This window comes from Streptomyces sp. NPDC093598, assembly GCF_044764825.1.
Classification (GTDB): domain Bacteria; phylum Actinomycetota; class Actinomycetes; order Streptomycetales; family Streptomycetaceae; genus Streptomyces.
The window spans coordinates 631964-656863 of sequence record NZ_JBIWIV010000004.1 but is presented as its reverse complement, the minus strand read 5'-3'; the positions used below and the strand labels follow the sequence as shown (position 1 = coordinate 656863).

Below are 24900 nucleotides of genomic sequence, written 5' to 3'. Positions count from 1 at the left end.
CGGCGGGGGTGGGTGCACCCCGCGCGGGGCGTTCGGTAGGCGCGAAGGCACCTACGGTTCGGCCCCTTCTGATCACTTACGACTGCTTCGTTACGGAATCTGCGCATTTTAGCGGAACCTCTGCGTTCGTCACGTCCTCTCACTGGGCGACCAGCACGACGTACGAATCGGGGATGCCATGCGCGCTCTCTCCCGCAGGGGAATGCTCGGAATCGGCGCGGGAGCCGCCGCCGCTGTCTCGCTCGCCGGCTGCGGCGGTCTCACGGGCTCGGACGACTCCGGCCACGCCGACGGTTCCGGCGGCGACTCCGCCCAGGGCGGATCGAAGCCGAAGCCCGAGCCGACCGCCCGCCCCATCGGCGACGGCTCCACCGCCCACACCGGCAAGCAGCCCCACCAGCCCGCGAAGCCCGAGCCGCTGGAGCCGGGTCAGACCCCGCCGCAGTTCGTCGTGTTCTCCTGGGACGGCGCCGGCGAGGTCGGCAACGGCCTCTTCCCGCGCTTCCTGGACCTCGCCGAGGAGCACGGCGCGAGCATGACGTTCTTCCTGTCCGGGCTGTACCTGCTGCCCGAGTCGAAGAAGCGCCTCTACGACCCGCCGAACAACCCGCGCGGCGCCTCCGACATCGGCTACCTCACCGACGCGCACATCAAGGACACGCTGAAGAACGTCCGCCGCGCCTGGCTGGAGGGCCACGAGATCGGCACCCACTTCAACGGGCACTTCTGCGGCGAGTCCCACGGCTCGGTCAAGAACTGGACGCCCCGGCAGTGGCGCAGCGAGATCGACCAGGCGAAGTCCTTCGTGAAGGAGTGGCGCACCAACACCGGTTGGACCGACCTGCCGTCGCTGCCCTTCGACTACGACAAGGAGCTCGTCGGCGGCCGTACGCCCTGCCTGCTCGGCCAGGACAACCTGCTGCCCACCGCCCGCGAGCTCGGCTGGCGCTACGACGCCTCCTCGCCCGGCGGCCTCCAGGTCTGGCCCCGCAAGCGCCAGGGCATATGGGACCTGCCCCTTCAGCAGATACCTTTCCCCGGGCGCGGCTTCGAGGTCCTGTCGATGGACTACAACATGCTGGCCAACCAGTCCCTCAACTCCACGAAGGCCCCGGCCCACAACTACCCGGGCTGGCGGAAGCAGTCGGCGCAGGCGTACATCCAGGGATTCAAGCGAGCATACGAGACAAATCGGGCACCCTTCTTCATCGGCAACCACTTCGAGCAGTGGAACGGCGGCCTCTACATGGACGCCGTCGAGGAGGCCTTCACGTACATCGCGCGCGAGAAGGAGAAGGGCGCCGATGTGCGTCTCGTCTCCTTCCGGCAGTTCACCGACTGGCTGGACGCGCAGAAGCCCGAGGTGCTCGACAGGCTCCGCACGCTCGGCGTCGGACAGCAGCCGGCCGGTGGCTGGCGGCAGTTCACCGGCCAGGCCCCCACGCCGAGCGGAGACGCCTCGCGGAACGCTGCCTGAAATGCGGTTTTCCACCCACAAGGGGGGTGGGCGAGAGCCCCGGAACGGGCATGCGAAACTTTTCACATGAGTGCCGTCAGCCGCGCCCCCCTGCGTTCGAACCGCTCGCCGCGTGCCACCGAGCGCACCCGTCGTGTCCGCCGTGACGCCGCCCTGACCGCCGCTCTCGCCGCCACCGCGCTGCTCGTCTCCGCGTGCGGCTCCGGCGGCACCTCCGGCGGGGGCGGCAACACCAACTTCGTCACCGGCACCGACGGCGTCGCCACGGTCGCCGAGGGCAAGCGCACTCCGGCACCCGACCTGTCCGGCAAGACCATCGCCGGCAAGACGCTCGACGTCGCCGACTACAAGGGCAAGGTCGTCGTCCTCAACGTGTGGGGGTCCTGGTGCAACCCCTGCCGCGCCGAGGCCAAGTACTTCGCCAAGGTCTCCAAGGAGTACGCCGGCAAGGGCGTGCAGTTCGTCGGCATCAACACCCGGGACACCTCCACCGGCGCGGCCCTGGCCTTCGAGAAGGACTGGGGCATCACCTACCCCAGCCTCTACGACCCCACCGGCAAGCTGCTGCTGCGCTTCAAGAAGGGCACGCTCAACCCGCAGGCGATCCCCTCCACGCTCATCCTCGACCGGGACGGCAAGATCGCGGCCCGCTCCCTGTCCGCGCTCAGCGAGGAACGGCTGCTGAAGATGCTCAAGCCTGTCGTCGCCGAGAAGTGAGCGGAGTAGTGACGTGAGCGCAGTCACCACGCTCGCCGCGGTCGCGGACCCCAACGGCACGGTGCTCAAGGGCGCCCTGCTGGCGGCCCTGCCGATCGCGCTGCTCGGCGGTCTCGTCTCCTTCTTCTCGCCCTGCGTCCTGCCGCTGGTGCCCGGCTATCTGTCCTATGTGACGGGGGTCGCCGGCACCGACCTCGCCGAGGCGCGGCGCGGCCGGATGGTCGCGGGCGCCTCCCTGTTCGTGCTCGGCTTCACCGCGGTGTTCGTCTCCTCCGGGGCGCTGTTCGGCTACTTCGGTGCCACGCTCCAGGAGCACAAGGACGTCCTGTCCAAGGTGCTCGGCGTGCTCATGATCCTCATGGGCGTCTTCTTCATGGGCCTGATGCCCTGGTTCACCCAGCGCGAGTTCCGCCTCCACCGCAAGCCGGTGGCCGGGCTGGCCGGTGCGCCCCTGCTCGGCGCGCTCTTCGGCATCGGCTGGACACCCTGCATCGGCCCCACCCTCGCCTCCGTGCTGGCCCTCTCCTCCGACCAGGGGAGCGCCGGACGCGGCGCCGTTCTCACCGTCGCGTACTGTCTGGGCCTGGGCGTGCCGTTCGTGCTCGCCGCCGTCGCCTTCCGCAAGGCCCTCGGAGCCTTCGGCTGGATCAAGCGCCACTACGTCTGGGTGATGCGGGTCGGCGGCACCATGATGATCGTGACCGGTCTGCTGCTGCTGACCGGCGCGTGGGACCGCATCGTGCAGGAGATGCAGGTCTGGTCCGACGGCTTCACTGTGGGGATCTGATCGATGAGCAAGACCACCGCCTCCGACCCGGCCCCGTCCGCCGCCGAGGACCAGGAGCTGGGCGCCGCCGGCTCCCAGCTGTCCACCGCCCCCAAGGAGGACGCGCCCAACCTGCCCGCCCTGGGCGTCGTCGGCTGGGTCCGCTGGTTCTGGCGGCAGCTGACCTCCATGCGGGTCGCCCTGCTGCTGCTCCTGCTGCTCTCCCTCGGCGCGATCCCCGGCTCGCTCATCCCGCAGTCCGGCCAGGACGAGACGAAGGTCGCCGACTTCCGCAAGGGCAACCCCACCCTCGGTGACCTCTACGACAAGCTCGGACTGTTCCACGTCTACAGCTCGGTGTGGTTCTCCGCGATCTACATCCTGCTGTTCGTCTCCCTCATCGGCTGCATCGTGCCCCGCACCTGGCAGTTCGTCGGCCAGCTGCGCGGCCTGCCGCCCGGCGCGCCCCGGCGGCTGAACCGGCTGCCCGCCCACACCACCTGGCGCACCACGGCCGAACCCGAGCAGGTCCACCAGGCCGCCCTGGCCCTGCTGAAGAAGCGCCGCTTCCGCACCCACCTCACCGGGGACGCCGTCGCCGCCGAGAAGGGCTACCTGCGCGAGGTGGGCAACCTCGTCTTCCACATCGCCCTCATCGTGATGCTGGTCGCCTTCGCCTGGGGCCAGCTGTACAAGTCCGAGGGCAACAAGCTGGTCGTCGAGGGTGACGGCTTCTCCAACACCCTCACCCAGTACGACGACTTCAAGTCCGGCAACCTCTTCACGTCCGACGACCTGGTGCCGTTCAGCTTCAACCTGAAGAAGTTCACCGGCACCTACGAGCGCACCGGCCCCAACAAGGGCACCCCACGCGTCTACAAGGCCGACATCACCTACAGCGCCGGCGCCTACGGCAAGGACGAGAACGACACCGTCGAGGTGAACCACCCGCTGGAGATCGGCGACTCCAAGGTCTACCTCGTCAGCCACGGCTACGCCCCCGTGATCACTGTCCGCGACGCCCAGGGCAAGGTCGTCTTCGACGACGCCGTACCGCTGCTGCCGCTGGACGCCAACGTCACCTCCTCCGGTGTCGTGAAGGTCCTCGACGGCTACCGCAACGCCCAGGGCAAGAAGGAGCAGCTCGGCTTCAACGCGTTCTTCGTGCCGACCTTCGGCGGCTCCGCCAGCGGCACGATGCTGTCGCAGTTCCCCGCGCTGGACAATCCGCTGCTCGCGCTGTCCGCCTACCACGGCGACCTGGGGGCCGACTCGGGCATCCCGCAGAGCGTGTACCAGATGGACCGGACCAACATGAAGGAGTTCAAGGACTCCCAGGGCAAGCTGTTCAAGAAGCTGCTGAAGCCCGGCGAGACCATGAAGCTCCCGAACGGCGCCGGTTCGGTCACCTTCGGCAAGGACATCAAGGAGTGGGCCGGCTTCCAGGTCGTCCAGCAGCCCGGCAGCGGCTGGGCCCTCGCCGGTGCCCTCGCCGCGATCGGCGGCCTCGCCGCCTCCCTGTTCATCCAGCGCCGCCGCGTCTGGGTGCGCGCGGTCAAGGGCGCCGACGGCGTCACCGTCGTCGAGATGGCCGGCCTCGGCCGCAGCGAGTCCGCCAAGGTCCCCGAGGAGCTGGGACACCTTGCCGGTGACCTCTACGAGCAGGCACCGGGCGCCCCCGGCCCCGACGATCCCGCAGATTCCCCCGACCCCGACCAGGAGCCGGGTACCGAAACCCCCGTACCTGCCGAAGGGGCTGAGAAGCAGTGACTCTCGCCGCCGCCACCAATGAAAATCTCGCGCAGATCAGCAATGTGCTGATCTACTCCGCGATGGCCGTCTACACCCTGGCCTTCTTCGCGTACATCGCCGAATGGCTCTTCGGCAGCCGCAGCAAGGTCGCCCGGACCGCCGCCGCGCTCACCACCAAGCCCGGCGCCGAGAAGGCACCGGCCGTCACCGTGAACCAGGCCGGCGGCACCGCCGTGCTGGAGCGGCCGAAGGTCACCGTGCGGGCCGCGGCCGGTCAGCGCGACGTGCCGGACGGCCCCGGGGCGCACGGCGGGGACGCGCAGGGCGACCTGTACGGCCGGATCGCCATCTCCCTCACGGTGCTCGCCTTCCTGGTCGAGCTGGGCGGTGTCGTCGCCCGCGCGGCCTCGGTGGAGCGCGCCCCGTGGGGCAACATGTACGAGTTCAACATCACGTTCTCCACGGTCGCGGTCGGCGTGTACCTCGGGCTGCTGGCCCTGAAGAAGAACGTGCGCTGGCTCGGCCTGTTCCTGATCACCTCGGTCCTGCTCGACCTGGGCCTGGCGGTCACGGTCCTCTACACCGCCAGCGACCAGCTGGTCCCGGCCCTGCACTCGTACTGGCTGTACATCCACGTCTCGACGGCGATCTTCTGCGGCGCGGTCTTCTACGTGGGCGCGGTCGCCACGATCCTGTACCTCTTCAAGGACTCCTACGAGAGCAAGCTCGCGAGCGGCGGCACGCCCGGCACCTTCGCGACCTCCGTCCTGGAGCGGCTGCCCTCCTCCGCCTCCCTCGACAAGTTCTCCTACCGTGTGAACGCGGCCGTCTTCCCGCTGTGGACGTTCACGATCATCGCGGGCGCCATCTGGGCCGGTGACGCCTGGGGCCGCTACTGGGGCTGGGACCCGAAGGAGACCTGGTCGTTCATCACGTGGGTCGCCTACGCCTGCTACCTGCACGCCCGCGCCACCGCCGGCTGGAAGGGCCGCAAGGCCGCCTACCTGGCCCTCCTCGCCTTCGGCTGCTGGCTGTTCAACTACTACGGCGTGAACATCTTCGTCTCCGGCAAGCACTCGTACGCGGGCGTGTAGGTCCCGTCAGGGCACCTCACCGCCGGGGACAGGGGGCGTGGTCCGCGACGGACGCGATGATGTCGCGCAGCCGGTCGGCGTACAGCCGCAGGTTCTTGTGCGCGACATCGGTGTCCGGGTAGCGGGCCGCGAACCACAGGCCCTCGTGGAGGCGGGTGACCCAGGCGCAGACCTGGTCGCCGTACGACACCCGGATCAGGCCGTAGGCGTTGCGCTCGGTCCAGAGCGTGGAGTCGGGGATGCCCCGGGCGTCGGCGAAGGACACGATGGAGTACATGTCGGGGGACGTGGGCCGGAAGTCCGCGCCGAGCAGCCGCAGCACCCGGGCCAGCGGCATGCGGGCCAGCGGCCGGGTGGCGTGCAGCGCGGCGCGTACGGTCTTCAGCGCGGCCGGGAAGTCGGGCGCCTCCGCCACGGGCACCTCGATCGGCGCGCCGCCGACGTACCAGCCCACCGAGTCCGAGTAGGCGGACTTCGCCCGGGTGTGGAAGGGCACCACCGTCCGGTAGACGGGCTCACCGCCGATCTCGTGGACGATCAGGGCCGTGGCCGCGAGGAGCCCCACCAGGGAACCGCCGTAGGGCCGGCAGTACGCCTCGAACGCGGCGGCGGCGTCCGCGTCCACCAGCATCTCGCGCATGAGCTTCTGGGTCGGCAGCCCGCCGCCGGGCTCCAGCCCGAGGTCGATGGGGAAGCTCGGCAGCCGCCCGTCGCAGCGGTGGATGAACTCCCGCCAGCGGGCGACGATCTCGTGGTCCGCGTCGATCCGGTCCGCGTCCGCCCGCTCGGCCTCGCAGAAGTCGACGTAGCTGCTGACCGGCGCCTGATCCGGGGTGCGGCCGGTGACGTGGCCGGTGTACAGCTCGTGGATCTCGGCCGGGATGCGGTAGATGGAGAACGCGTCGACGTTGCTGTGGTCGAAGGCCATGTAGACGCTGGTGCTGTCGTCCCGGACGACGGCCGTGTAGATGAGGTTCGGCCAGCGCAGCGCGTCCGCCGTGGTGTCGAAGCGGTCCTGGAGGTGCTGGGCCAGGGCGGAGGGGTCGGTGAACTCGCCGGCGTCCTCGCGGTGCAGCGCCACGGCGTCGGCGTCGAGCGTGAAGCGGCGGATCGAGTCGCCGGGGCCGCCCGCCCAGCGGAAGCCGCTGCGCAGGGTCTCGTGCCGCAGGGTCCAGCCGCGCAGCGCCTCACCCAGAGCGTCCAGGTCGGCCCGTCCCGGGATGTCGAACGCCGCGCCCAGCCAGGTCGGCACGAACAGACCGTCCTCGCGCACGGACCGCGCCGTCCGCAGATGTGACTCCTGGATGTAGGCGGGCGGTCTGGAGTCCTCCGGCAGGGCCTTCGCCGTCGCGACGGTCGCCGGGCTGAGCGTCCATTCCACAAGCCGCCCAGGTCGCACCTCGCAGCGCTGGATGTCAGTCATTCGCACAGGGCGTCTCCGTTCGCAGGTGGGATAGACCCGACCAAAGGAATGGCGAACCCGCTACCGGCGACACCGGGTGTCGCCACAATTCAATGGAACGGATGGCAACCCGAACGATGATGCGAGCCCTGGCCGGTGCACTCGGTTGACGCCGATGTCCTCGTTCCAGGGAGCCGGGCCGGAGGGCCCGCCGGCCGTCAGTCCAGGTAGGCGTGCAGGGCGCCCGCACCCTCGATCATGACTCTGGTGCGGGCCGTCAGCGCCTCACCGCGGGCCGCGACGGCCGCCCGCAGCGCGGCACTGCTGCCCTCCCGCCGCAACCCCTCCAGCACCGGCCTGATCTGGTCGAACAGGTAGTGACTGCGGCGCAGGGTGTGCACGAGCCGGGCATCGCGCACATCGGCCGGCTCGTAGACGCGGTACCCCGTCCCGCGTTCGCGCCCCGGCGTGAGCAGCCCGGCCCCCTCCCACACCCGCAGCGCCGACGTCCGTACGCCCAGCAGCACGGCCACCTCGCCGATGCGCAGCCCGCCCGAACGCGGCAGTGCGGCGGGCGGTTCCGCCGCCAGCAGCTCCAGGGCCTCGCTCGCCGCCCGCAGCGACACCCGCTCCTCGTGCAGGGCCGCGTGTGCGGCGTCGACCAGCGCGAGCGCGCCCGGGACGTCCCCCTCGTGCACCGTCCGCATGATGGCCGTCGCCGTCACCGGCCCGTACCCCCGCATCAGCGCCCGGTACGCCAGCAGCGCACGGCGGTGCGCTTCCCCGAAGACGCGGTAGCCGGACGCGGTCCGCGCGGCCGGCGGGAGCACACCGGCGTCCTCGTAGTTGCGGATCTGCTGCGTCGAGACACCGGCCAGCCGGGCCAGGTCGACGGGGCGGAGGCGGCGGTCGTTCGTCATCGATTTGAAGGTTACGGCAGGAGGCAGGCCGCTGACGCCTCTCAAGTCTCAACACCGCACTTCAATGGAAGACTTGAAGGAATGGACGACTGCATCCGCGTCACCGGCGCACGCCTCCACAACCTCCGGAACGTCTCCCTCTCCCTGCCGAAGAACAAGCTGGTCGTCCTGACCGGCCTGTCCGGCTCGGGCAAGTCCACCCTCGCCTTCGACACCCTCCACCGGGAGGGCCAGCGGCAGTACATGGAGTCGCTGGGCATGGTCACCGGCTTCGTCAGCAAGCCCGCCGTCGACTCGATCACCGGCCTGTCCCCGTCCATCAGCGTCGACCAGCACCTCACCAACCGCAGCCCGCGCTCCACGGTCGGCACGGTCACCGAGGTCTTCACCTACCTGCGGCTGCTGTGGTCGCGCATCGGGGTACGGCCGTGCCCCGGCTGCGGCAAGGACATCCCGCCGCCGTACACCGACGACACCGAGGCCGACGAGGACGCCGAGGCCGGGCAGCGGCCCTGCCCGCACTGCGGCACCGCCGTGCCCGACCTGGTCATGGGCTCCTTCTCCTTCAACAAGCCCGCCGGGGCCTGCCCGGCCTGCACCGGCCTGGGCGAGGTGATCCGGCCCGACGTACGGCGCCTGGTCGACGACGGCAAGTCGGTGGCCGAGGGGGCCGTGCGGGGCTGGAACGCGAAGTTCACCGACTGGAGCCTCCCCGTGCTGCGGGCCGCGGCCGGCCACTACGGCTTCTCCTTCGACGCGCACGCGCCGCTCGGCGAACTGGACGACAGACAGCGGGACCTGCTGCTGTACGGCGTCGAAAGCCCCGAGTTCCGGCGGCACTTCCCCGACACCGCTCCTCCCGCGACCGTGGCGGCGGGCCGCTTCGAAGGGGTCGCGACGGCCCTGCTGCGCCGCTACAGCGAACGCGCCGAGGACCCCGAGTACCGCGAACGGGCCGAGCAGCAGGGCCTGGTGAAGCAGCCCTGCGGGGAGTGCGGCGGAACCCGGCTGCGGGCGGACAGCCGGGCGGTGACCGTGCACGGGCTCGGCATCGTCGAGGCGGCCCGGCTCCCGCTCGACGAACTGGCCGCGTGGCTCGGCGGGTTGCGGGACCGGGTCTCACCGGACGAGTGGCTGTTCGTCGAGCCGGTCGTCGCGGATCTGGCGGAACGGGTCGGACGGCTCGTCGACGTCGGCGTCGGATACCTCACCCTCGACCAGTCCACACCGAGCCTGTCGGCGGGGGAGACCCAGCGGCTGCGGCTGGCCGCCCTGCTCGGCTCGGGCCTCACGGGAGTCCTCTACGTCCTCGACGAGCCGACGATCGGTCTGCACCCCTCCGACACCGAACGGCTGGTCCGTGTCCTGCGCAGGCTCCGCGACCTGGGCAACACCGTGCTGGTCATCGAGCACGACCTGGACGTCCTGAAGGCGGCGGACCACGTCGTGGACATCGGGCCGGGGGCCGGCCGGGACGGCGGGCGGATCGTCGCCCAGGGCACGCCGGACGAGGTCGCGGGGACGGAGGGGTCACCGACCGGGGCGTACCTGTCCGGACGGGCGGCGTCACCGGTCTCCCGGGGACGCGGCGACGGCGGAACGGCCCTGGTGATCCGGGGCGCCCGGGCCCACAACCTCAAGGACCTGACCGTGCGCGTCCCGCTCGGCCGGCTGGTCACGGTCACGGGCCCGTCCGGGTCGGGCAAGTCCACCCTCCTCCTCGACATCCTGGGCCGGGCCGCGCGGCGGCGGTTCCACGGGGCGGGGGAGCAGCCCGGCGAACACGACGGCATCGACGGCTGGGAGCACCTCGGCAAGATCGTGACCGTCGACCAGGAGCCCGTCAGCCGCCTGCCACGCTCCAACGCGGCCACCTACGCGGAGGTGTTCACACCGATCAGGGAGGTGTTCGCGGCGCGCAGCAGAGGCCGCCTGACCGCCGGCCACTTCTCCTTCAACGTGCCCGGCGGACGCTGCGAACGCTGCGAAGGGGCGGGCGTCCTCACCGTCCACATGCACTTCCTCCCGGCCGTGGAGGTGCGTTGCCCCACGTGCAAGGGCCGCCGCTTCCGGCCGGAGGTGCTGTCGGTCCGCCACGAGGGCCATGACATCGCCGAGGTGCTCCGGGCGACGGTGGACGAGGCCCTGACGGTGTTCAGGGACGTCCCGCCGGTGGCCACCCGGCTGAAACGGATGGCGGACGTCGGCCTCGGTTACCTCCCCCTCGGCCAGCCCGCCACCACCCTCTCCGGCGGCGAGGCCCAGCGCCTGAAACTCGCCAGGGAACTGGGACGTCGGACGACCGGACGCTCCCTGTACCTGCTGGACGAGCCGACGACGGGCCTGCACTGCGCCGACACCGCCCGCCTCCTCGACGTCCTCCAGCGCCTCGTCGACGCCGGCCACTCGGTCGTCACCATCGAGCACAACCTCGACGTCGTCCGCGCCTCAGACTGGCTGATCGACCTGGGACCGGAAGGCGGCGCGCGGGGCGGACGCTTGGTGGCGCAGGGAGTGCCCGGGATCTGAACCGATCCGGTGCCCCGGACGTCTTCGTTGCGTATCCACCGAGCCGGAGCCCCGGCTCCCGAAGGAGGCCCACCGATGAAGGCGTCACTCCCGCTCGTCGACCGCGGACCCGTGGGGGCGCTCCTGGCGGCGGCCCTCCTCTCGCTGTCCGTGGGCTGCACGTCGGTGTCGTCGTCCGACGACGACACCGACGGCGCCCGACCCGAGGCGTCCTGCGCGTACGTCGTCGAGTACGACGGCCGCAGCTACCTGGGCAGGGAGGAGACCGGCATCCCCGTCGGCAAGTCGCTCGGCGCCGCCACCCGCCAGGCGTGCGACGACACTCCGGGCGACGGTGACGACGGGGAGGGCCCGGCCCTGATGACCGCGTTCACCGTGCAGGGGGTCGACCCCGGCGTCGCCGTCGCGGTGGCCGAGGACACCGACCAGTACCGTCTCGTCGTCGCCGACACCGTCAAGGACCTTCCGCCCGAGCTGAAGAAGCTGACCGACCGCTTTTGACGCCGGTCCTGGCCTGCTCAGCCCTGCCTCTCCAGCACCGCGTAGTCCGCGAAGCTGCGGCGGTAGCGCAGGTGCCCCGTCTCCTGGGTGTGCCTGCGCTGCCACTCCTCGACCTCGCCGGGCGCCTGACACCGGCCCGAACCCGCCCCGCAGTCCTCCTCCTTGCCGGAGACGCAGTACGCCTCGTACTCGGGCAGGGCCGACGCGTCCTGCACGATCGTGTACGGCACGTACCGGAAGATCCTGCGGCCGCCCGGTTCCCCACCGTGCTCCGCGCGTTGGTGCTGGCGCAGCAGCACGTTCGCGTCCGTCACGGCGCTGCCGTCGAACGCCGCCCGCGCCCGGTCCCGCCGGAGCGCCAGTTCCTCGCAGGCCGCGCACCCCGGCACGGGTACCGGGGGCCGGGCCGGATCCGCCGACATTCCTTCCCTGGAACGGTCGTTGGCCGCGCGGACGCCCGCACTGAGCCGCTCCTCCGGAGTCGCCTCCCGGATCCGCGCCGGATCCGCCTGCCATTCCCGGCCGCCGCCGACCGGGCGCAGCATCACATACGGGCCGGTCCTGTCCTGGTACTCGCCGACCTTGCGCGTCCGAGGGTCGTAGACGAGCGTTCCCGGTTCCATTTTCCTCTACCTCCGTCACTCTGGGTGTATCGAGCGTTGCGCACGGGAACAGTCCGGTTCAATGCTTGGCGTGTGACACCGGTGCACTGTCACGGAGGGGGGAGACGTGAGCCGACGGAACGGTGGAGCGAGTACGGCGGCGGTATTCGGGGAGGTCCTGCGGCACTTCCGTGAGGCCGCGCTGCTCACGCAGGAGGGTCTGGCCAGACAAATCCCGTGCGACCGTTCGCATGTGGCGCGGGTGGAGGCGGGTACGAGGGTTCCGCAGGACACGTTCGCCAAGACCTGTGACGAACTGCTGGACACGGGTGGGGTGTTGGCGCGGCTGTGGGGCCGGATCGACTGGTATCCGCAGGTGGAGCATCCTGATTGGTTCCGGCGCAGGGCTGAGATGGATGAGGTGGCCGTCACCCTCCGGGAGTACCAAGAGCGTCTGATCCCGGGCTTGTTGCAAACAGGTGATTACGTGCGCGCGCTGTTCTCCCGTGTCGCCAGCGGGGACGAGGTCGAGGAACGTGCCCGTGCCCGACTGAGTAGGCAGCGACGGTTCCTGGCGGAGGGCGGCCCGCTGTACATCGTCATCTTGGACGAGAGCTGTCTACGCAACGTGGTCGGCAGCCCGGCAATCATGAGAGACCAGTGCGCCCATCTGCTCAGCGTCGGGCAGCGCCCCAACGTCCGTGTCCAGGTTGCTCCGGCGAGCTTCTCGGACCTCCTGCGGCCCAATGTCTCCATGTCCCTGATCGAGCTGCCGGACGGGCACCGATGGGTGTACTCAGAGTCACTGGATCATGGCCACTTCACGGACGATCCGGCCGTCTACACACGTCATAGCCACGCCTATGATGTGCTCAGGGCAGACGCTCTGTCAGTCCGCGAGTCCGTCGCCCTGATCAGCGACGCGATGGAGGGGTACGAGCAGCATGAACAGGCACGAACTCTGCGCGGCGATCTGGATCAAGAGCAGCTACAGCGGCGAAAACGGCGGCAACTGCATAGAAATAGCCCCCGATTTCCCCGAAACCGTCCCCGTCCGCGACAGCAAGAACCCTGACGGTCCGGTCCTGGTCGTAGGCCGGTCCGCCTGGGCGGCGTTCACGGCCGCTCTCTGACGATCACGGCTCGTCCCGCTTGGGGTCCTCGTCCCTCTTCTCCTCGTCGAGGGACTTCAGGAAGTCGGGATTGTCGTCGGGCGCCACCCACTGCCGGGGGCGCTCCGCCGCAGGCACCCGCTTCTTGCCGGCGATCAGCCAGGAGATCGACCCGACGAGCGGAAACAGCAGCACGAGGAGCGCCCACAGCGGCTTGGGCATGTGACGGATCTCGTCGTCCTTCGTGCTGATGCAGTCGATGAACGCGTACACGCTGAGCGCCAGCGGCACGAGGAACATCAGTACCCGGAGCATGCGGCCTCTCAGCGAAAGCGGTGGGCGGTTCCAGGCCAGGGTAGCGGCTCGAGGATACTGGACCCCATGGCTTACGACGATCTTCGCTCCCTGCTCAGGGCGCTGGAGCGCGAGGGTGACCTCAAGCGCATCAAGGCCGAGGTCGACCCGTATCTGGAGGTCGGGGAGATCGTCGACCGGGTGCAGAAGTCCGGCGGTCCCGCTCTCCTCTTCGAGAACGTGCGCGGTGCGAGCATGCCGCTCGCGATGAACGTGTTCGGCACGGACCGGCGGCTGCTGAAGGCTCTGGGCCTCAAGTCGTACGCCGAGATCTCCGAGCGGATCGGCGGGCTGCTGAAGCCGGAGCTGCCGCACGGCTTCGTCGGCGTGCGGGAGGCCTTCGGCAAGCTCGGCGCGATGACGCACGTACCGCCGAAGAAGGTGAAGGACGGCCCGGTCCAGGAGGTCGTGCTCACCGGGGACGACGTGGACCTCGACCAGCTGCCCGCCCTCTTCACCTGGCCGAAGGACGGCGGGTCGTTCTTCAACCTGGGGCTGACCCACACGAAGGACCCGGAGAGCGGCGTCCGCAACCTCGGGCTGTACCGGCTCCAGCGGCACGACAAGCGCACCATCGGCATGCACTGGCAGATCCACAAGGACAGCCGGAACCACTACCAGGTGGCCGCGCGCCGGGGGGAGCGACTGCCCGTCGCGATCGCCTTCGGGTGTCCGCCCGCCGTGACGTACGCCTCCACCGCCCCGCTGCCCGGGGACATCGACGAGTACCTGTTCGCCGGGTTCCTCGCAGGCAAGCGGATCGAGATGGTCGACTGCAAGACCGTGCCGCTCCAAGTGCCGGCGCAGGCCGAGGTCGTGATCGAGGGCTGGCTGGAGCCGGGCGAGATGCTGCCCGAGGGGCCGTTCGGCGACCACACCGGCTTCTACACGCCGCAAGAGCCCTTCCCGGCGCTGAAGATCGACTGCGTGACGATGCGGAAGCGGCCGCTGCTCCAGTCGATCGTCGTGGGCAGGCCCCCGACGGAGGACGGACCGCTCGGCCGGGCGACGGAACGCTTCTTCCTCCCCCTCCTGAAGATCATCATGCCGGACATCGTGGACTACCACCTGCCGGAGGCGGGCGGTTTCCACAACTGCGCGATCGTCTCGATCGACAAGAAGTACCCGAAGCACGCGCAGAAGGTCATGCACGCCGTCTGGGGCGCGCACATGATGTCGCTGACCAAGCTGATCGTGGTCGTCGACTCAGACTGCGATGTGCACGATCTGCACGAGGTCGCCTGGCGGGCGCTGGGCAACACGGACTACGCCCGGGACCTGAGCATCGTCGAGGGCCCGGTCGACCACCTGGACCACGCCTCCTACCAGCAATTCTGGGGCGGCAAGGCCGGTATCGACGCGACGAAGAAGTGGCCCGAGGAGGGCTACACCCGCGACGGCGGCTGGCCCGACATGGTGGAGTCCGATCCGGAGACGGCGGCGAAGGTGGACCGCCGCTGGAAGGAGTACGGGCTGTGACTTCCGCTTCCGCCGCGATCCCGCAGCCGGGACGCACCAAGGCCTTCCTCCGGCTGGTGATGATCGAGCACTCGGTCTTCGCGCTGCCCTTCGCCTACATCGCCGCGCTCACGGCGATGTTCCAGTGGGACAAGAACGTCCACTGGGGCCGGCTGCTGCTGGTCACCGTCTGCATGGTGGGCCTGCGCACCTTCGCGATGGCGGTCAACCGGATCATCGACCGGGAGATCGACGCGAGGAATCCGCGCACGGCGCAGCGCGAGCTGGTGACGGGCGCGATGTCGGTGAAGCACGCGTGGACGGGTGCGCTGATCGCCCTGGCCGTGTTCCTCGGCGCGGCGGCCCTGCTCAACCCGCTGTGCCTGGCGCTGGCCCCCATCGCGGTGATCCCGATGGTGGTCTACCCGTACGGCAAGCGGTTCACGAACTTCCCGCAGGCCATCCTCGGCCTCGCCCAGGCGATGGGCCCGATCGGCGGCTGGCTCGCGATCTCGGGTGAGTGGTCCTGGGACGCGGTGATACTCGGTCTCGCCGTCGGGATCTGGATCGGCGGCTTCGACCTGATCTACGCCTGCCAGGACGTGGAGACCGACCGCGAGATCGGCGTCATGTCCGTCCCGGCCCGCTTCGGCATCCCGTCCGCGATCTGGGGCGCCCGGGCCTGCCACACCCTCACGACGGCCCTCTTCGTCTGGTACGCCCTGGCCACGGACGCCGGTGCCTTCTTCTGGCTGGGCCTCCTGATCGTCGCCGCCGCGTTCCTCTACGAACACTCGATCGTCCGCCCCCACGACCTGTCCCGCGTCAACCGAGCGTTCTTCAGCGTCAACGGCTTCATCGGCATTGCCCTGTTCGTGTGCGCGCTGCTGGATCTGCTCGTGCGGGGTCTGACCGTCTGATCACGGTGCGGTGAGCGCGCGGCTCTGCTCCGGGCGGCGGCGGAACAGGAACGCCGCCGCCACGCCCGCGAGCAGGCCTATCAGGTGGCCCTGCCAGCTGACGCCCGTCTGGGTGGGGGCCAGGCCCGTGAGGATGGAGCCGCCCCAGACCGCGGCGATCAGGACTCCGGCGAGGACGCCCAGGGCGCGGCGCTCGACGAAGCCGCTGACCAGGAGGAAGCCGAACAGGCCGAAGATCACGCCCGAGGCGCCCGCGGTGTTGGTGTGGGCCGGGGCTATGAGCCAGACGCCCAGCCCGTCCACGACGATGATCAGCGCGCACACCAGCAGGAACCGGCGCAGGCCCGCGAGCGCGGCGAGGAAACCGAGGACCAGCAACGGCACGGTGTTCGCGGCCAGATGGGCGAAACCGAAGTGCAGGAAGGCCGAGGGCACGACATCGACCAGCTCGGAGGGGTCACGCGGGGTGACACCGGAACCGTCCAACGCGTGGCCCGTCGCCACGTCCACCACTTCCAGCAGCCACAGCAGCGCCACCCAGGCGAGCATCAGCTTGCCCGCGGCCAGCGCGCGATCGCCCTGTGACCACTCGGCTTGCGGACCCGACATGGCGACCCCCAGTGCTCGCTCGTCCTCTCCGTGCAACGGCCCGCACCCCTTGGCCGGTTCCCACCCCGCGACGCCGGATAGGCTCGGTCTTGTGAACCCAGTCAAGCCAGGCGAGATGCCGCGTACGCCTTGGATCGTAGGGGTGTCCGGGGCCTCCGGCACCCCGTATGCCGCTGCCGTGCTGCGGGCCCTCCTCGCCGCCGGCGAGAGCGTCGACCTCGTCGTGTCCCGGGCCTCCCGGCTGACCCTGCTGGACGAGACCGGAATCTCCTTCCGGGACGCCCACTGGCAGGCCGACCTGCGGGAATGGCTGTCCCGGGGCGCCGACGGCAAGCCGGACACCTTCTCCGTCGACATCGGCGCCGTACGGCACTGGAGCGCCGGTGACCTGGCCGCCGGGCCCTCCTCGGGGTCGTACCCCACCAAGGGCATGCTCATCGTGCCCGCCTCCACGGCGAGCGTGGCCGGGGTCGCGCTCGGCCTGTCGAAGGACCTGTTGCAGCGGGCGGCGAGCGTCACCCTCAAAGAGGGACGCAAGCTGATCGTGGCCGTGCGCGAGACCCCGCTGAACGGCCAGACCCTGCGGCACCTGGTCACCCTCGACGACGCGGGCGCGACGGTCGTGCCCGCCTCACCCGCCTTCTACGCGGGCGCGACGCACATCCAGGACCTGGTGGACTTCGTCGCCGGACGCGTACTCGACGCGGCGGGCGTGCCGCACCGGCTCTACCGCCGTTGGCAGGGTGAACTCGGCGGCGGTGCGCACCGCGACGGCTGAGCAGTACCCGAACCCCATCGGACTCAACTACAACTTCAGCGGAAGGCTTCGATCGCAATGGACGCGGTGGACAGGCAGCTCATCCAGGCCCTGAGGGAGAACGGCCGGGCCTCCTACGCGGAGCTGGGACGCCTCGTCGGACTGTCGGGACCCAGTGTCACCGACCGCATCAACCGGCTGGAGGCGGCGGGAGTCATCACCGGCTACCGGGCCACCGTCGACGCCGCCTCGCTCGGCCTCGGCGTCACCGCCCTGATCGGCGTCTCACTCTCCGACGCCACCGACCACGAGGACGTGGCGCAGCGGCTGAAGGACCTCTCGGAGATCGAGGACTGCTGGTTCATCGCGGGCGACGACTCGTACATGCTCAAGGTGCGGGCGGCGGACGTGGACGGGCTGGAGAAGATGATCCGGCGGCTCAGCGGGATCGAGGGCGTCTCCCGCACGCGTACGACGATCGTGCTCTCCACGAAGTGGGAGAACCGGGTCGGGGAGCTGCCGGAAGAGGAGTAGTCGTACCGTTGGGGACGTCGTCGATGAAAGGTGTGGGCATGGATCTCGGGCTCAAGCGCGAGCTGGAGGAGAAGGTCAGGGCGGGTGTCCGCCTGAGCCGTGAGGACGGCATCGCGCTGTACGAGTCGGACGACCTGGCCTGGCTCGGCGGCCTCGCGCACGAGGTGCGCACCCGCAAGAACGGTGACGTCGTGCACTTCAACGTCAACCGGCACCTCAACATGACGAACGTGTGCACGGCCTCCTGCGCGTACTGCTCCTTCCAGCGCAAGCCGGGGGAGAAGGACGCGTACACGATGCGGATCGAGGAGGCCGTGAAGCTCGCGAAGGCGATGGAGTCGGAGAACCTCACCGAGCTGCACATCGTCAACGGGCTGCACCCGAACCTGCCGTGGCGGTACTACCCGCGGTCGCTGCGGGAGTTGAAGGCCGCGCTGCCGGACGTCTCCCTGAAGGCGTTCACGGCCACGGAGATCCACCACTTCGAGACCATCTCGGGGATGTCGGCGTCGGAGATCCTCGACGAGCTCATCGACGCCGGGCTGGAGTCCCTCACCGGTGGTGGCGCGGAGATCTTCGACTGGGAGGTCCGGCAGCACATCGTGGACCACCGCACCCACTGGGAGGACTGGTCCCGGATCCACCGGCTCGCGCACGAGAAGGGGCTGAAGACCCCCTGCACGATGCTGTACGGGCACATCGAGGAGCCCCGTCACCGGGTGGACCACGTGCTGCGGCTGCGTGAGCTCCAGGACGAGACCGGCGGCTTCCAGGTCTTCATCCCGCTGCGGTACCAGCACGACTTCGTCGACATGCAGGACGGCAAGGTGCGCAACCGCCTTCAGGCGCGGACGCAGATGGCGACGGGGGCCGAGGCGCTGAAGACCTTCGCCGTGTCGCGACTGCTGTTCGACAACGTGCCGCATGTGAAGGTCTTCTGGGTCATGCACGGTGTGCAGACGGCGCAGCTGGCCTTGCAGCACGGTGCGGACGACATGGACGGGTCGGTCGTCGAGTACAAGATCACGCACGACGCGGACAACTACGGGACGCCGAACAAGCTGACGCGTGAGGATCTGCTGGACCTGATCCGGGATGCCGGGTTCCGGCCCGTGGAGCGGAACACGCGGTACGAGATCATCCGGGAGTATGAGGGGGCTGACCCTTCGCGTCGCGAATCGCCGCAGCCGATGCGGGTGTGATGGCGGGTGCCGGTGCGTGGGGGCTGGTCGCGCAGTTCCCCGCGCCCCTGGGTGGGGTACCCGGAGGGCATGGTCAGGACCGAGGCTTCTGAGGATGCCTATACCGCTGAGCCTTTCCTTCCCGAGCGGGGCGGTCTTCCCGCTCTCCGGCGGGCCGCTGCTGAATGCCGGGGGTGTCCCTTGCACCGGGACGCCACGCAGACCGTGTTCGGGGCCGGTGACGCGGACGCCCGGGTCATGCTCGTGGGGGAGCAGCCCGGGGATCAGGAGGACCGGCAGGGGAAGCCGTTCGTCGGGCCGGCCGGGCAGCTGCTGGACCGGGCCCTGGCGGAAGCCGGCATCGATCCCTCCGAGGCCTATGTCACCAATGCCGTGAAGCACTTCAAGTTCACGCAGGCCGAGCCCCGGAAGCGGCGGATCCACAAGGCGCCGAACCTGCGGGAGATGACCGCGTGCGGGCCCTGGCTCGCCGCGGAGCTCGCGGTCGTGGAGCCGGAGCTGATCGTCGTGCTGGGGGCCACCGCCGGCAAGGCGCTGCTCGGGTCCTCCTTCCGGGTCACGCAGGTGCGCGGCACCGTGCTGGAGGAGGAGATCCACGGGCGGCCGGAGCGGCTGGTGCCGACCGTGCATCCGTCGTCGGTGCTGCGGGCCGACGACCGGGAGGCGGCCTACCGGGGGCTGGTGTCGGATCTGGAAGTGGCGGCGAACGCCCTGGCGTAATGGCTACAATCCGCCCATGCCCCTTACCTTCACGCTCGGCCCCGCCGTCACCTCCGAGCTGCGTGACGGCCTGCTCGATCTGTGGACCGATGTCACCAACGCCGACGGAGCCGTCGGGTTCGTGCCTCCCGTGACGCGGGAGGAGATCCGCCCCGCGCTGGTGCAGCACTTCGCGTCGATGGCGGAGGGGCGGGTCAGACTGCTCGTCGGGCACGACGAGGAGGGGCGGGTCGCGGCGACCGCGTTCCTGACCTTCAACACGCACCATCTGATGACGCACTGGCTGTGGCTGTACACGGTGATGGTGCATCCGCGGCACCAGGGGAAGGGCTACGGCCGCGATCTGCTCGCCGCTGCCGCCGACGCGGCCCGGGGGATGGACGGGATCGAGGCGATCCGGCTGACCTGCCGGGGCGGCGTCGGGCTGGAGCGGTTCTACGCGTCCTGCGGGTACAAGGAGGTCGGCCGGGTTCCCGGAGCGATCCGGGTGGCGCCGGGGGACGACCGGGACGACGTCATCATGCTGCTGCCCCTGGCCTGACCCCCCTGCAAGATCGGCCGTTCGGCGTGCTTCACTGGATGGTGCCCCTTTGGGTGCGTTCTGGCCGTTCGAACCGGAAGAGTGGATTGAGATGCTCCGCTACACGCTGATGCGCCTCGGAATCTTCGTGGCATGCCTCGTGGTCGTCTGGGGCGCTGTCTACTCCGGCATCGCCCCGCGCGGGCTCGGCAACAGCAACGGGCTGTGGGTCGTGCTGCTCGCCCTGCTGATCTCCGCGCCGATCAGCTTCGTCGTGCTGCGCAAGGAGCGGGACCGGGCGTCCGTGCAGGTCGCGCAGCGCGTCGACCGGATGAAGGCCAACCTGGACGCCAACCGCAGCCAGGAGGACGTGGCCGACGACACCGCCCGGGCCCAGGGGCAGACCTCGTAAGGTCCCTCACACGCCTTCCGGCGCCCCGTTTCCGTACATGCTCGGAAACGGGGCGCTTTGCGTTGTATGGGCGTGTGTGCGTCGTCACCTGTCAAAGCCAGGCTTTGAGGTCCCCAAAGTTCAGGTGTTAAGGTCGTTGTATGAAGTCAGCAGTCGCGCCCCATTCGCCCCTGAGCGTTCCGCTCGTGGCGCGCCTGCACGTGGATCTCTGTCGGTGCGCGTCCGCTTTCTGTCGTCCCTGACGTAACGCCCCCCCGCCGTCCCACGTCAGTTTCCCTACGCGTCCCCCCAACGGAGTCAGTCGCGTGTCCTCACGTCTGAAGTTCTTCAACGTCCCCTTCTGGGTCCAGATACTCTCCGGCCTCGCCCTGGGCGCCCTGCTCGGCTGGGTCGCCCGCGATCTGGACCTGCCCTGGCTGGTCACGACCCTGGAGAAGGTCGGCGACACCTTCATCGGCCTGCTGAAGCTGGCCGTCGCCCCGCTCGTCTTCTTCGCGATCCTGGTCTCGATCACCAACCTGCGGAAGGTCAACAACGCGGCCCGCCTGGCCTCGCGCACCCTCCTCTGGTTCATGATCACGTCGCTGATCGCGGTCAGCATCGGCCTGGTCATCGGCCTGCTGACCAACCCCGGCGCCGGTACCGGCCTCACGCCCAAGGACGGCGCGAAGCCCGAGAGCACCGGCTCCTGGATCGACTTCCTGACGGGCATCGTCCCGACCGACGTCATCACGCCGTTCACCGAGCTGAACGTGCTGCAGATCGTCTTCATGGCCGCCGTCGCCGGTATCGCCGCGCTCCAGCTCGGTGAGAAGGCCCAGCCGATCCTCACCCTGAGCGAGTCCGTGCTGAGCCTGCTCCAGAAGGCGCTGTGGTGGGTCATCCGGCTCGCCCCGCTCGGCACCGTCGGCCTCATCGGCCACGCCATCGCCACCTACGGCTGGAACCTGATCGGCAAGTACGCGACGTTCACCGCCGACATCTACATCGGCTGCCTCATCGTGCTGTTCGGCGTCTACCCGACGCTGCTCGCGACCGTCGCCAAGGTCAACCCGATCCAGTTCTTCAAGGGCGCCTGGCCCGCGATCCAGCTGGCCTTCGTCTCCCGCTCGTCCGTGGGCACCATGCCGCTGACGCAGAAGGTCACCGAGCGGCTCGGCGTGCCGAAGGAGTACGCCTCCTTCGCCGTGCCGTTCGGCGCGACGACCAAGATGGACGGCTGCGCCGCGATCTACCCGGCCATCGCCGCGATCTTCGTCGCCCAGATCTTCGACATCCAGCTGGGCGTCGGCGACTACCTGCTGATCGCGTTCGTCTCGGTGGTCGGCTCCGCCGCCACGGCCGGTCTCACCGGCGCGACGGTCATGCTGACCCTCACCCTCTCCACCCTCGGTCTGCCGATGGAGGGCGTGGGCCTGCTCCTCGCGATCGACCCGATCCTGGACATGATCCGCACCGCGACCAACGTCGCCGGGCAGGCGCTGATCCCGGTGCTGGTCTCCGCCCGCGAGAACCTGCTCGACCGCGACGCCTACGCCACGGCCGACGGCTCCTCGCTGGACGAGCCGCTCGACGAGGAGCCGCGCGACAAGACCGAGCCGGTCCCCGCGGCCGCCTGACGGGCCGATCGGTCTGATGAGTTGACGGGCCCCCTGAGCGGTCCTCCCCGGTTTCCCGGGCGAGGGCCGTCCAGGGGGCCCGTACGCTAAGCGGTATGGGTGCCGTGAAGACCAAGCGGATGCCGCGCGCGGTCCGTGAACAGCAGATGCTGGACGCCGCCGTGCAGATCTTCGGCCAACGCGGCTACATGGCCGCGTCGATGGACGAGATAGCCGAACTCGCCGGCGTGTCCAAGCCGTTGGTCTACCTGTACCTCAACTCGAAGGAAGACCTTTTCACCGCCTGCATCCGCCGGGAGGCGGGGGCCCTCGTCGAGGCGGTACGGGCCGGGGTCCGCCGCGACCTGCCCGCCGACCGGCAACTGTGGGAAGGCCTCGGCGCCTTCTTCGCACACACCGGCGAGAACCCCGACGCGTGGGCGGTCCTGCACCTCCAGGCGCGTACGCACGGCGAGCCCTTCGCCGCCGAGGTCACCGCGATGCGCGAGGAGATCGTCGCGTTCGTGACGCAGCTGATCCTCGCCGGTGCCCGCGAGGCGCACCACGACCCCGACCTGCCCGAGCGCGAGGTCGCCGGGCTTGCCGAGGCCCTGGTCGGCGCCGCCGAGTCGCTCGCCGCCTGGGCCAACGCCACCCCGGGCGTCACGGCCCGCCAGGCCGCGGCCACGCTGATGAACTTCGCCTGGGCGGGGCTCGGTGACCTGATGGCGGGGCGGCCCTGGGCACCTCCGGAGGAGCAGCCGGGCCTTCACGCCGGGTAGACGTCCCCCGTCACATGGATCCGGTCCTCCCGGCCGCGCAGTTCGAACCGGCCGTCCTGCGCCGCGTACGTCACCGTCCCGGGCAGCAGGACCGGTGCCCTGAACTCCGCCCGCAGATGGCAGGACTCGGGGACGCCGTGCGCGGCGAGGCAGCGGGCCACGGTCCACATGCCGTGGGCGATGGCCCGGGGGAAGCCGAACAGCCGGGCCGTGAGCGGGTGCAGGTGGATCGGATTGCGGTCCCCGGAGGCGGCCCCGTAGCGGCGCCCGACATCCCCGGCGAGCCGCCACTCGGCGACCTCGGGCAGCGGCTTGCGTGCCTCCGTCTCCCGGGGAGCGGCGGTCAGCTGGTGCGTGCGGTGCCGGGCCAGGTACGTGCTCCTCGACTCCCACACGAGGTCTCCGCCGCCGCGCACTTCGGTGACGACCGTCGCCTCCGTGCCGCGCCGATGGGGGACCAACCCCTCGACGTGCACGGAGAGTTCGTACGCGCCGCTCGCGGGCATCCGGGCGTGCCGGGTGACGGTGATCGACGTGTGGACGAGGCCGAGCAGCGGCAGCGGGAAGTTCCGGCCGCTCATCAGCCGCATGGCCAGGGGGAACCCGAGCACCTGCGGATAGGTCACGGGCAGGGCGTCCTCCCCGGTCGGGAACCCGCAGACCCGCTCGTACGCCGCGAGCCGCGCGAGGTCGACGCGCAGGCCGGGCAGGACGAGCCGGGTGCGGGGGAACTCCGCGTCGGGGCCCGGGCGTTTGAAGGGGGACAGCAGGGCACCGCGGGCGAGGAGCGGGGCGAGGGAGGGGGACCGGGTGAGAGCGAGATCGGTGGGACCGGCCATCACGCCCCCAGCAGGCTCTGGCCGCAGACGCGGACGACCTGGCCGTTGACCGCGCCCGAGGCCGGGTGGGCCAGCCAGGCGGTGGTCTCGGCGACATCGGCCGGGAGGCCGCCCTGGGCGAGGGAGTTCATACGGCGGCCCGCCTCGCGGATGAACAGCGGGACGGCGGCCGTCATCTTCGTCTCGATGAAGCCGGGCGCGACCGCGTTGACCGTCACGCCGTGCTCTTCGAGCGCGCGCGGGGCGAGGGAGCGGACCATTCCGACGACGCCCGCCTTGCTGGCGCCGTAGTTGGTCTGGCCGGCGTTGCCGGCGATCCCCGCGATCGAGGCGGTGGCGACGATCCGGCCGCCGCGCTTCAGCGTCCCGGCCTTCAGCAGGGCGTCCGTGGTGCGCAGCACGCTCGCCAGGTTCACTTCGAGGACGGAGATCCAGCGTTCGGCCGGCATGTTCACCAGGCGCCGGTCGCGGGTGATGCCCGCGTTGTGGACCAGCAGGTCCAGGCCGTCGGGCAGGGCGTCGGCGATGCGCGCACCCGCGTCGGCGGCCGTGATGTCGAGCAGCAGCGCGGTGCCGCCGAGCCGCTCGGCGACCCGCCGGGCGTCCTGCCCGGCCTGCGGCACATCGAGGACGACGACCCGGGCCCCGTCCCGCGCGAGGGTCTCGGCGACCGCCTCACCGATGCCCCGGGCGGCGCCGGTGACCAGGGCGGTGCGGCCGGCCAGGGGGCGGTCCCAGTCCGGGGCAGCGGTCTCCTGGGGTGCTCCCACCTCGATCACCTGCCCGCTCACGTACGCCGACTTCGGCGACAGCAGGAAGCGCAGCGTGGACTCCGCGGCGACGGCGTCCGTGAGCCGGACCAGGTTCACCGTCCTGCCCCGGCCGATCTCCTTGCCGAGGGAGCGTGTGAAGCCCTCCAGGGCCTGCTGGGCCGCGGCCTGGTGGTGATCGGCGGGGTCGAGCGGCGCGCCGAGCACGACCACGCGCCCGCTCGAGGCGACGGACCGTACGACCGGATGCAGGGCGGCATGCACCTCGGCCAGGGCCTCGACGTCCCGCACCCCGGTCGCGTCCAGGACGACGGCGGCCGCACTGTCGGAACCGGCCGGGCCGATCCCCGTGCGGGCGAGGACCGGCGCCAGGTCGAGACCGGACCGGCCGGCGGTGAGACGCAGCAGGCCGCCGTCCAGGGCAGGCCGCCCGGGGGACCAGCGGGTCAGCGCCGCGGGCTGCGGCAGACCCAGCCGGCGGGTGAGGAAGCGGCCGGGCGCGGTACCGGTGAAACGTAGATAGCGGTCGGCCATGTCCAACTCCCAGTTCCGA

The 24900-nt window shown here is 70.4% G+C and carries 27 protein-coding genes; 20 read left to right on the top strand and 7 right to left on the bottom strand.

Annotated features, from left to right (window positions below):
- Positions 1–178 precede the first annotated feature (178 nt).
- From ACIRDU_RS18365 to ccsB, 5 genes are all read left to right on the top strand, one after another.
- Positions 179–1477: a hypothetical protein gene (locus ACIRDU_RS18365; RefSeq protein ID WP_403580486.1), complete on the top strand. Its 1299-nt coding sequence runs from the start codon at positions 179–181 to the stop codon at positions 1475–1477.
- Between the two features lie 66 nt (positions 1478–1543).
- Positions 1544–2194, top strand: coding sequence for a TlpA family protein disulfide reductase (locus ACIRDU_RS18360; protein ID WP_403580483.1), 651 nt, complete (start codon positions 1544–1546; stop codon positions 2192–2194).
- Positions 2195–2207: 13 nt separating this feature from the next.
- Entirely contained in the window at positions 2208–2981 is a 774-nt protein-coding gene (locus ACIRDU_RS18355; protein WP_363120904.1) for a cytochrome c biogenesis protein CcdA, read from the top strand.
- Positions 2982–2984: 3 nt separating this feature from the next.
- Positions 2985–4730: a cytochrome c biogenesis protein ResB gene (locus ACIRDU_RS18350; RefSeq protein ID WP_403580480.1), complete on the top strand. Its 1746-nt coding sequence runs from the start codon at positions 2985–2987 to the stop codon at positions 4728–4730.
- Positions 4727–5806: a c-type cytochrome biogenesis protein CcsB gene (gene ccsB / locus ACIRDU_RS18345; protein WP_403580477.1), complete on the top strand. Its 1080-nt coding sequence runs from the start codon at positions 4727–4729 to the stop codon at positions 5804–5806. The genes ACIRDU_RS18350 and ccsB overlap by 4 nt, the downstream gene beginning before the upstream one ends.
- A gap of 16 nt (positions 5807–5822) precedes the next feature.
- Here ccsB and ACIRDU_RS18340 read toward each other — a convergent pair whose 3' ends face one another.
- Both ACIRDU_RS18340 and ACIRDU_RS18335 read right to left on the bottom strand, forming a co-directional pair.
- The gene (locus tag ACIRDU_RS18340; protein WP_403580474.1) at positions 5823–7235 is read right to left on the bottom strand and encodes a condensation domain-containing protein; all 1413 of its coding nucleotides are present in this window, start codon (positions 7233–7235) and stop codon (positions 5823–5825) included.
- Positions 7236–7426: 191 nt separating this feature from the next.
- Positions 7427–8128, bottom strand: coding sequence for a MerR family transcriptional regulator (locus ACIRDU_RS18335; RefSeq protein ID WP_403580471.1), 702 nt, complete (start codon positions 8126–8128; stop codon positions 7427–7429).
- 81 nt (positions 8129–8209) lie between these two features.
- On the opposite strand from ACIRDU_RS18335, the gene uvrA reads away from it, so the two are divergent.
- The gene (gene uvrA / locus ACIRDU_RS18330; protein ID WP_403580468.1) at positions 8210–10657 is read left to right on the top strand and encodes an excinuclease ABC subunit UvrA; all 2448 of its coding nucleotides are present in this window, start codon (positions 8210–8212) and stop codon (positions 10655–10657) included.
- Between the two features lie 75 nt (positions 10658–10732).
- Positions 10733–11158, top strand: coding sequence for a DUF6281 family protein (locus tag ACIRDU_RS18325; protein WP_403580465.1), 426 nt, complete (start codon positions 10733–10735; stop codon positions 11156–11158).
- A 17-nt stretch (positions 11159–11175) separates the two neighbouring features.
- Here the strand turns inward: ACIRDU_RS18325 and ACIRDU_RS18320 are convergent, their stop codons facing one another.
- Positions 11176–11781 carry a hypothetical protein gene (locus tag ACIRDU_RS18320; RefSeq protein ID WP_403580462.1) on the bottom strand — a complete coding sequence of 202 codons (606 nt, stop codon included), beginning with the start codon at positions 11779–11781 and terminating at the stop codon, positions 11176–11178.
- Positions 11782–11887: 106 nt separating this feature from the next.
- On the opposite strand from ACIRDU_RS18320, the gene ACIRDU_RS18315 reads away from it, so the two are divergent.
- On the top strand, positions 11888–12835 hold the full coding sequence (locus tag ACIRDU_RS18315) for a Scr1 family TA system antitoxin-like transcriptional regulator (RefSeq protein ID WP_403580460.1): 948 nt from the start codon (positions 11888–11890) through the stop codon (positions 12833–12835).
- A complete protein-coding gene (locus tag ACIRDU_RS18310; RefSeq protein ID WP_403580642.1) occupies positions 12783–12893 on the top strand; it encodes a DUF397 domain-containing protein in 111 nt (36 codons plus the stop codon). The genes ACIRDU_RS18315 and ACIRDU_RS18310 overlap by 53 nt, the downstream gene beginning before the upstream one ends.
- Positions 12894–12896: 3 nt before the next feature.
- Here ACIRDU_RS18310 and ACIRDU_RS18305 read toward each other — a convergent pair whose 3' ends face one another.
- Positions 12897–13187 carry a PLD nuclease N-terminal domain-containing protein gene (locus ACIRDU_RS18305; protein ID WP_403580457.1) on the bottom strand — a complete coding sequence of 97 codons (291 nt, stop codon included), beginning with the start codon at positions 13185–13187 and terminating at the stop codon, positions 12897–12899.
- Between the two features lie 66 nt (positions 13188–13253).
- Between ACIRDU_RS18305 and ACIRDU_RS18300 the strand changes: the two genes are divergently transcribed.
- Positions 13254–14705 carry a menaquinone biosynthesis decarboxylase gene (locus tag ACIRDU_RS18300; protein WP_403580454.1) on the top strand — a complete coding sequence of 484 codons (1452 nt, stop codon included), beginning with the start codon at positions 13254–13256 and terminating at the stop codon, positions 14703–14705.
- The gene (gene mqnP / locus ACIRDU_RS18295; protein WP_403580451.1) at positions 14702–15604 is read left to right on the top strand and encodes a menaquinone biosynthesis prenyltransferase MqnP; all 903 of its coding nucleotides are present in this window, start codon (positions 14702–14704) and stop codon (positions 15602–15604) included. Before ACIRDU_RS18300 ends, mqnP begins: the two co-directional genes overlap by 4 nt.
- Here the strand turns inward: mqnP and ACIRDU_RS18290 are convergent, their stop codons facing one another.
- A complete protein-coding gene (locus tag ACIRDU_RS18290) occupies positions 15605–16213 on the bottom strand; it encodes a rhomboid family intramembrane serine protease (RefSeq protein ID WP_403580448.1) in 609 nt (202 codons plus the stop codon).
- A gap of 115 nt (positions 16214–16328) precedes the next feature.
- Between ACIRDU_RS18290 and ACIRDU_RS18285 the strand changes: the two genes are divergently transcribed.
- The 9 genes from ACIRDU_RS18285 to ACIRDU_RS18245 all read left to right on the top strand — a co-directional run bounded on the left by ACIRDU_RS18285 (position 16329) and on the right by ACIRDU_RS18245 (position 22738).
- Positions 16329–16991 (top strand): UbiX family flavin prenyltransferase, encoded by a 663-nt coding sequence (locus tag ACIRDU_RS18285; protein WP_062928462.1) that lies wholly within the window; start codon positions 16329–16331, stop codon positions 16989–16991.
- 57 nt (positions 16992–17048) lie between these two features.
- Complete coding sequence (locus tag ACIRDU_RS18280) at positions 17049–17504, top strand: Lrp/AsnC family transcriptional regulator (RefSeq protein WP_053669556.1); 456 nt, start codon at positions 17049–17051, stop codon at positions 17502–17504.
- 38 nt (positions 17505–17542) lie between these two features.
- Positions 17543–18706: an aminofutalosine synthase MqnE gene (gene mqnE / locus ACIRDU_RS18275; RefSeq protein WP_403580444.1), complete on the top strand. Its 1164-nt coding sequence runs from the start codon at positions 17543–17545 to the stop codon at positions 18704–18706.
- A 69-nt stretch (positions 18707–18775) separates the two neighbouring features.
- On the top strand, positions 18776–19426 hold the full coding sequence (locus ACIRDU_RS18270) for a UdgX family uracil-DNA binding protein (RefSeq protein WP_403580441.1): 651 nt from the start codon (positions 18776–18778) through the stop codon (positions 19424–19426).
- Between the two features lie 16 nt (positions 19427–19442).
- Positions 19443–19967 (top strand): GNAT family N-acetyltransferase, encoded by a 525-nt coding sequence (locus ACIRDU_RS18265; RefSeq protein WP_403580439.1) that lies wholly within the window; start codon positions 19443–19445, stop codon positions 19965–19967.
- Positions 19968–20058: 91 nt separating this feature from the next.
- Positions 20059–20358, top strand: a complete 300-nt coding sequence (locus ACIRDU_RS18260; RefSeq protein ID WP_403580436.1) for a DUF4229 domain-containing protein — start codon at positions 20059–20061, stop codon at positions 20356–20358.
- Between the two features lie 140 nt (positions 20359–20498).
- On the top strand, positions 20499–20600 hold the full coding sequence (locus ACIRDU_RS18255; RefSeq protein ID WP_329503596.1) for a putative leader peptide: 102 nt from the start codon (positions 20499–20501) through the stop codon (positions 20598–20600).
- Between the two features lie 63 nt (positions 20601–20663).
- A complete protein-coding gene (locus tag ACIRDU_RS18250) occupies positions 20664–21977 on the top strand; it encodes a dicarboxylate/amino acid:cation symporter (RefSeq protein WP_403580433.1) in 1314 nt (437 codons plus the stop codon).
- Positions 21978–22072: 95 nt separating this feature from the next.
- Positions 22073–22738, top strand: a complete 666-nt coding sequence (locus ACIRDU_RS18245) for a TetR/AcrR family transcriptional regulator (RefSeq protein WP_403580430.1) — start codon at positions 22073–22075, stop codon at positions 22736–22738.
- Here the strand turns inward: ACIRDU_RS18245 and ACIRDU_RS18240 are convergent.
- Together ACIRDU_RS18240 and ACIRDU_RS18235 are read right to left on the bottom strand one after the other, a co-directional pair.
- Entirely contained in the window at positions 22726–23577 is an 852-nt protein-coding gene (locus ACIRDU_RS18240; RefSeq protein ID WP_403580428.1) for a MaoC family dehydratase, read from the bottom strand. The genes ACIRDU_RS18245 and ACIRDU_RS18240 overlap by 13 nt on opposite strands.
- Positions 23577–24881 carry a 3-oxoacyl-ACP reductase gene (locus ACIRDU_RS18235; RefSeq protein ID WP_403580425.1) on the bottom strand — a complete coding sequence of 435 codons (1305 nt, stop codon included), beginning with the start codon at positions 24879–24881 and terminating at the stop codon, positions 23577–23579. The genes ACIRDU_RS18240 and ACIRDU_RS18235 overlap by 1 nt, the downstream gene beginning before the upstream one ends.
- Positions 24882–24900: the final 19 nt, after the last annotated feature.

Coding starts and splice junctions, on each gene's coding strand:
- ACIRDU_RS18365 (WP_403580486.1), top strand. CDS start 179: ATGCGCGCTCTCTCCCGCAGGGGAATGCTCGGAATCGGCGCGGGAGCC.
- ACIRDU_RS18360 (WP_403580483.1), top strand. CDS start 1,544: ATGAGTGCCGTCAGCCGCGCCCCCCTGCGTTCGAACCGCTCGCCGCGT.
- ACIRDU_RS18350 (WP_403580480.1), top strand. CDS start 2,985: ATGAGCAAGACCACCGCCTCCGACCCGGCCCCGTCCGCCGCCGAGGAC.
- ACIRDU_RS18335 (WP_403580471.1), bottom strand. CDS start 8,128: ATGACGAACGACCGCCGCCTCCGCCCCGTCGACCTGGCCCGGCTGGCC.
- uvrA (WP_403580468.1), top strand. CDS start 8,210: ATGGACGACTGCATCCGCGTCACCGGCGCACGCCTCCACAACCTCCGG.
- ACIRDU_RS18325 (WP_403580465.1), top strand. CDS start 10,733: ATGAAGGCGTCACTCCCGCTCGTCGACCGCGGACCCGTGGGGGCGCTC.
- ACIRDU_RS18320 (WP_403580462.1), bottom strand. CDS start 11,781: ATGGAACCGGGAACGCTCGTCTACGACCCTCGGACGCGCAAGGTCGGC.
- ACIRDU_RS18305 (WP_403580457.1), bottom strand. CDS start 13,187: ATGCTCCGGGTACTGATGTTCCTCGTGCCGCTGGCGCTCAGCGTGTAC.
- ACIRDU_RS18300 (WP_403580454.1), top strand. CDS start 13,254: ATGGCTTACGACGATCTTCGCTCCCTGCTCAGGGCGCTGGAGCGCGAG.
- ACIRDU_RS18290 (WP_403580448.1), bottom strand. CDS start 16,213: ATGTCGGGTCCGCAAGCCGAGTGGTCACAGGGCGATCGCGCGCTGGCC.
- ACIRDU_RS18285 (WP_062928462.1), top strand. CDS start 16,329: ATGCCGCGTACGCCTTGGATCGTAGGGGTGTCCGGGGCCTCCGGCACC.
- ACIRDU_RS18280 (WP_053669556.1), top strand. CDS start 17,049: ATGGACGCGGTGGACAGGCAGCTCATCCAGGCCCTGAGGGAGAACGGC.
- mqnE (WP_403580444.1), top strand. CDS start 17,543: ATGGATCTCGGGCTCAAGCGCGAGCTGGAGGAGAAGGTCAGGGCGGGT.
- ACIRDU_RS18270 (WP_403580441.1), top strand. CDS start 18,776: ATGGTCAGGACCGAGGCTTCTGAGGATGCCTATACCGCTGAGCCTTTC.
- ACIRDU_RS18265 (WP_403580439.1), top strand. CDS start 19,443: ATGCCCCTTACCTTCACGCTCGGCCCCGCCGTCACCTCCGAGCTGCGT.
- ACIRDU_RS18260 (WP_403580436.1), top strand. CDS start 20,059: ATGCTCCGCTACACGCTGATGCGCCTCGGAATCTTCGTGGCATGCCTC.
- ACIRDU_RS18255 (WP_329503596.1), top strand. CDS start 20,499: ATGAAGTCAGCAGTCGCGCCCCATTCGCCCCTGAGCGTTCCGCTCGTG.
- ACIRDU_RS18245 (WP_403580430.1), top strand. CDS start 22,073: ATGGGTGCCGTGAAGACCAAGCGGATGCCGCGCGCGGTCCGTGAACAG.
- ACIRDU_RS18240 (WP_403580428.1), bottom strand. CDS start 23,577: ATGGCCGGTCCCACCGATCTCGCTCTCACCCGGTCCCCCTCCCTCGCC.
- ACIRDU_RS18235 (WP_403580425.1), bottom strand. CDS start 24,881: ATGGCCGACCGCTATCTACGTTTCACCGGTACCGCGCCCGGCCGCTTC.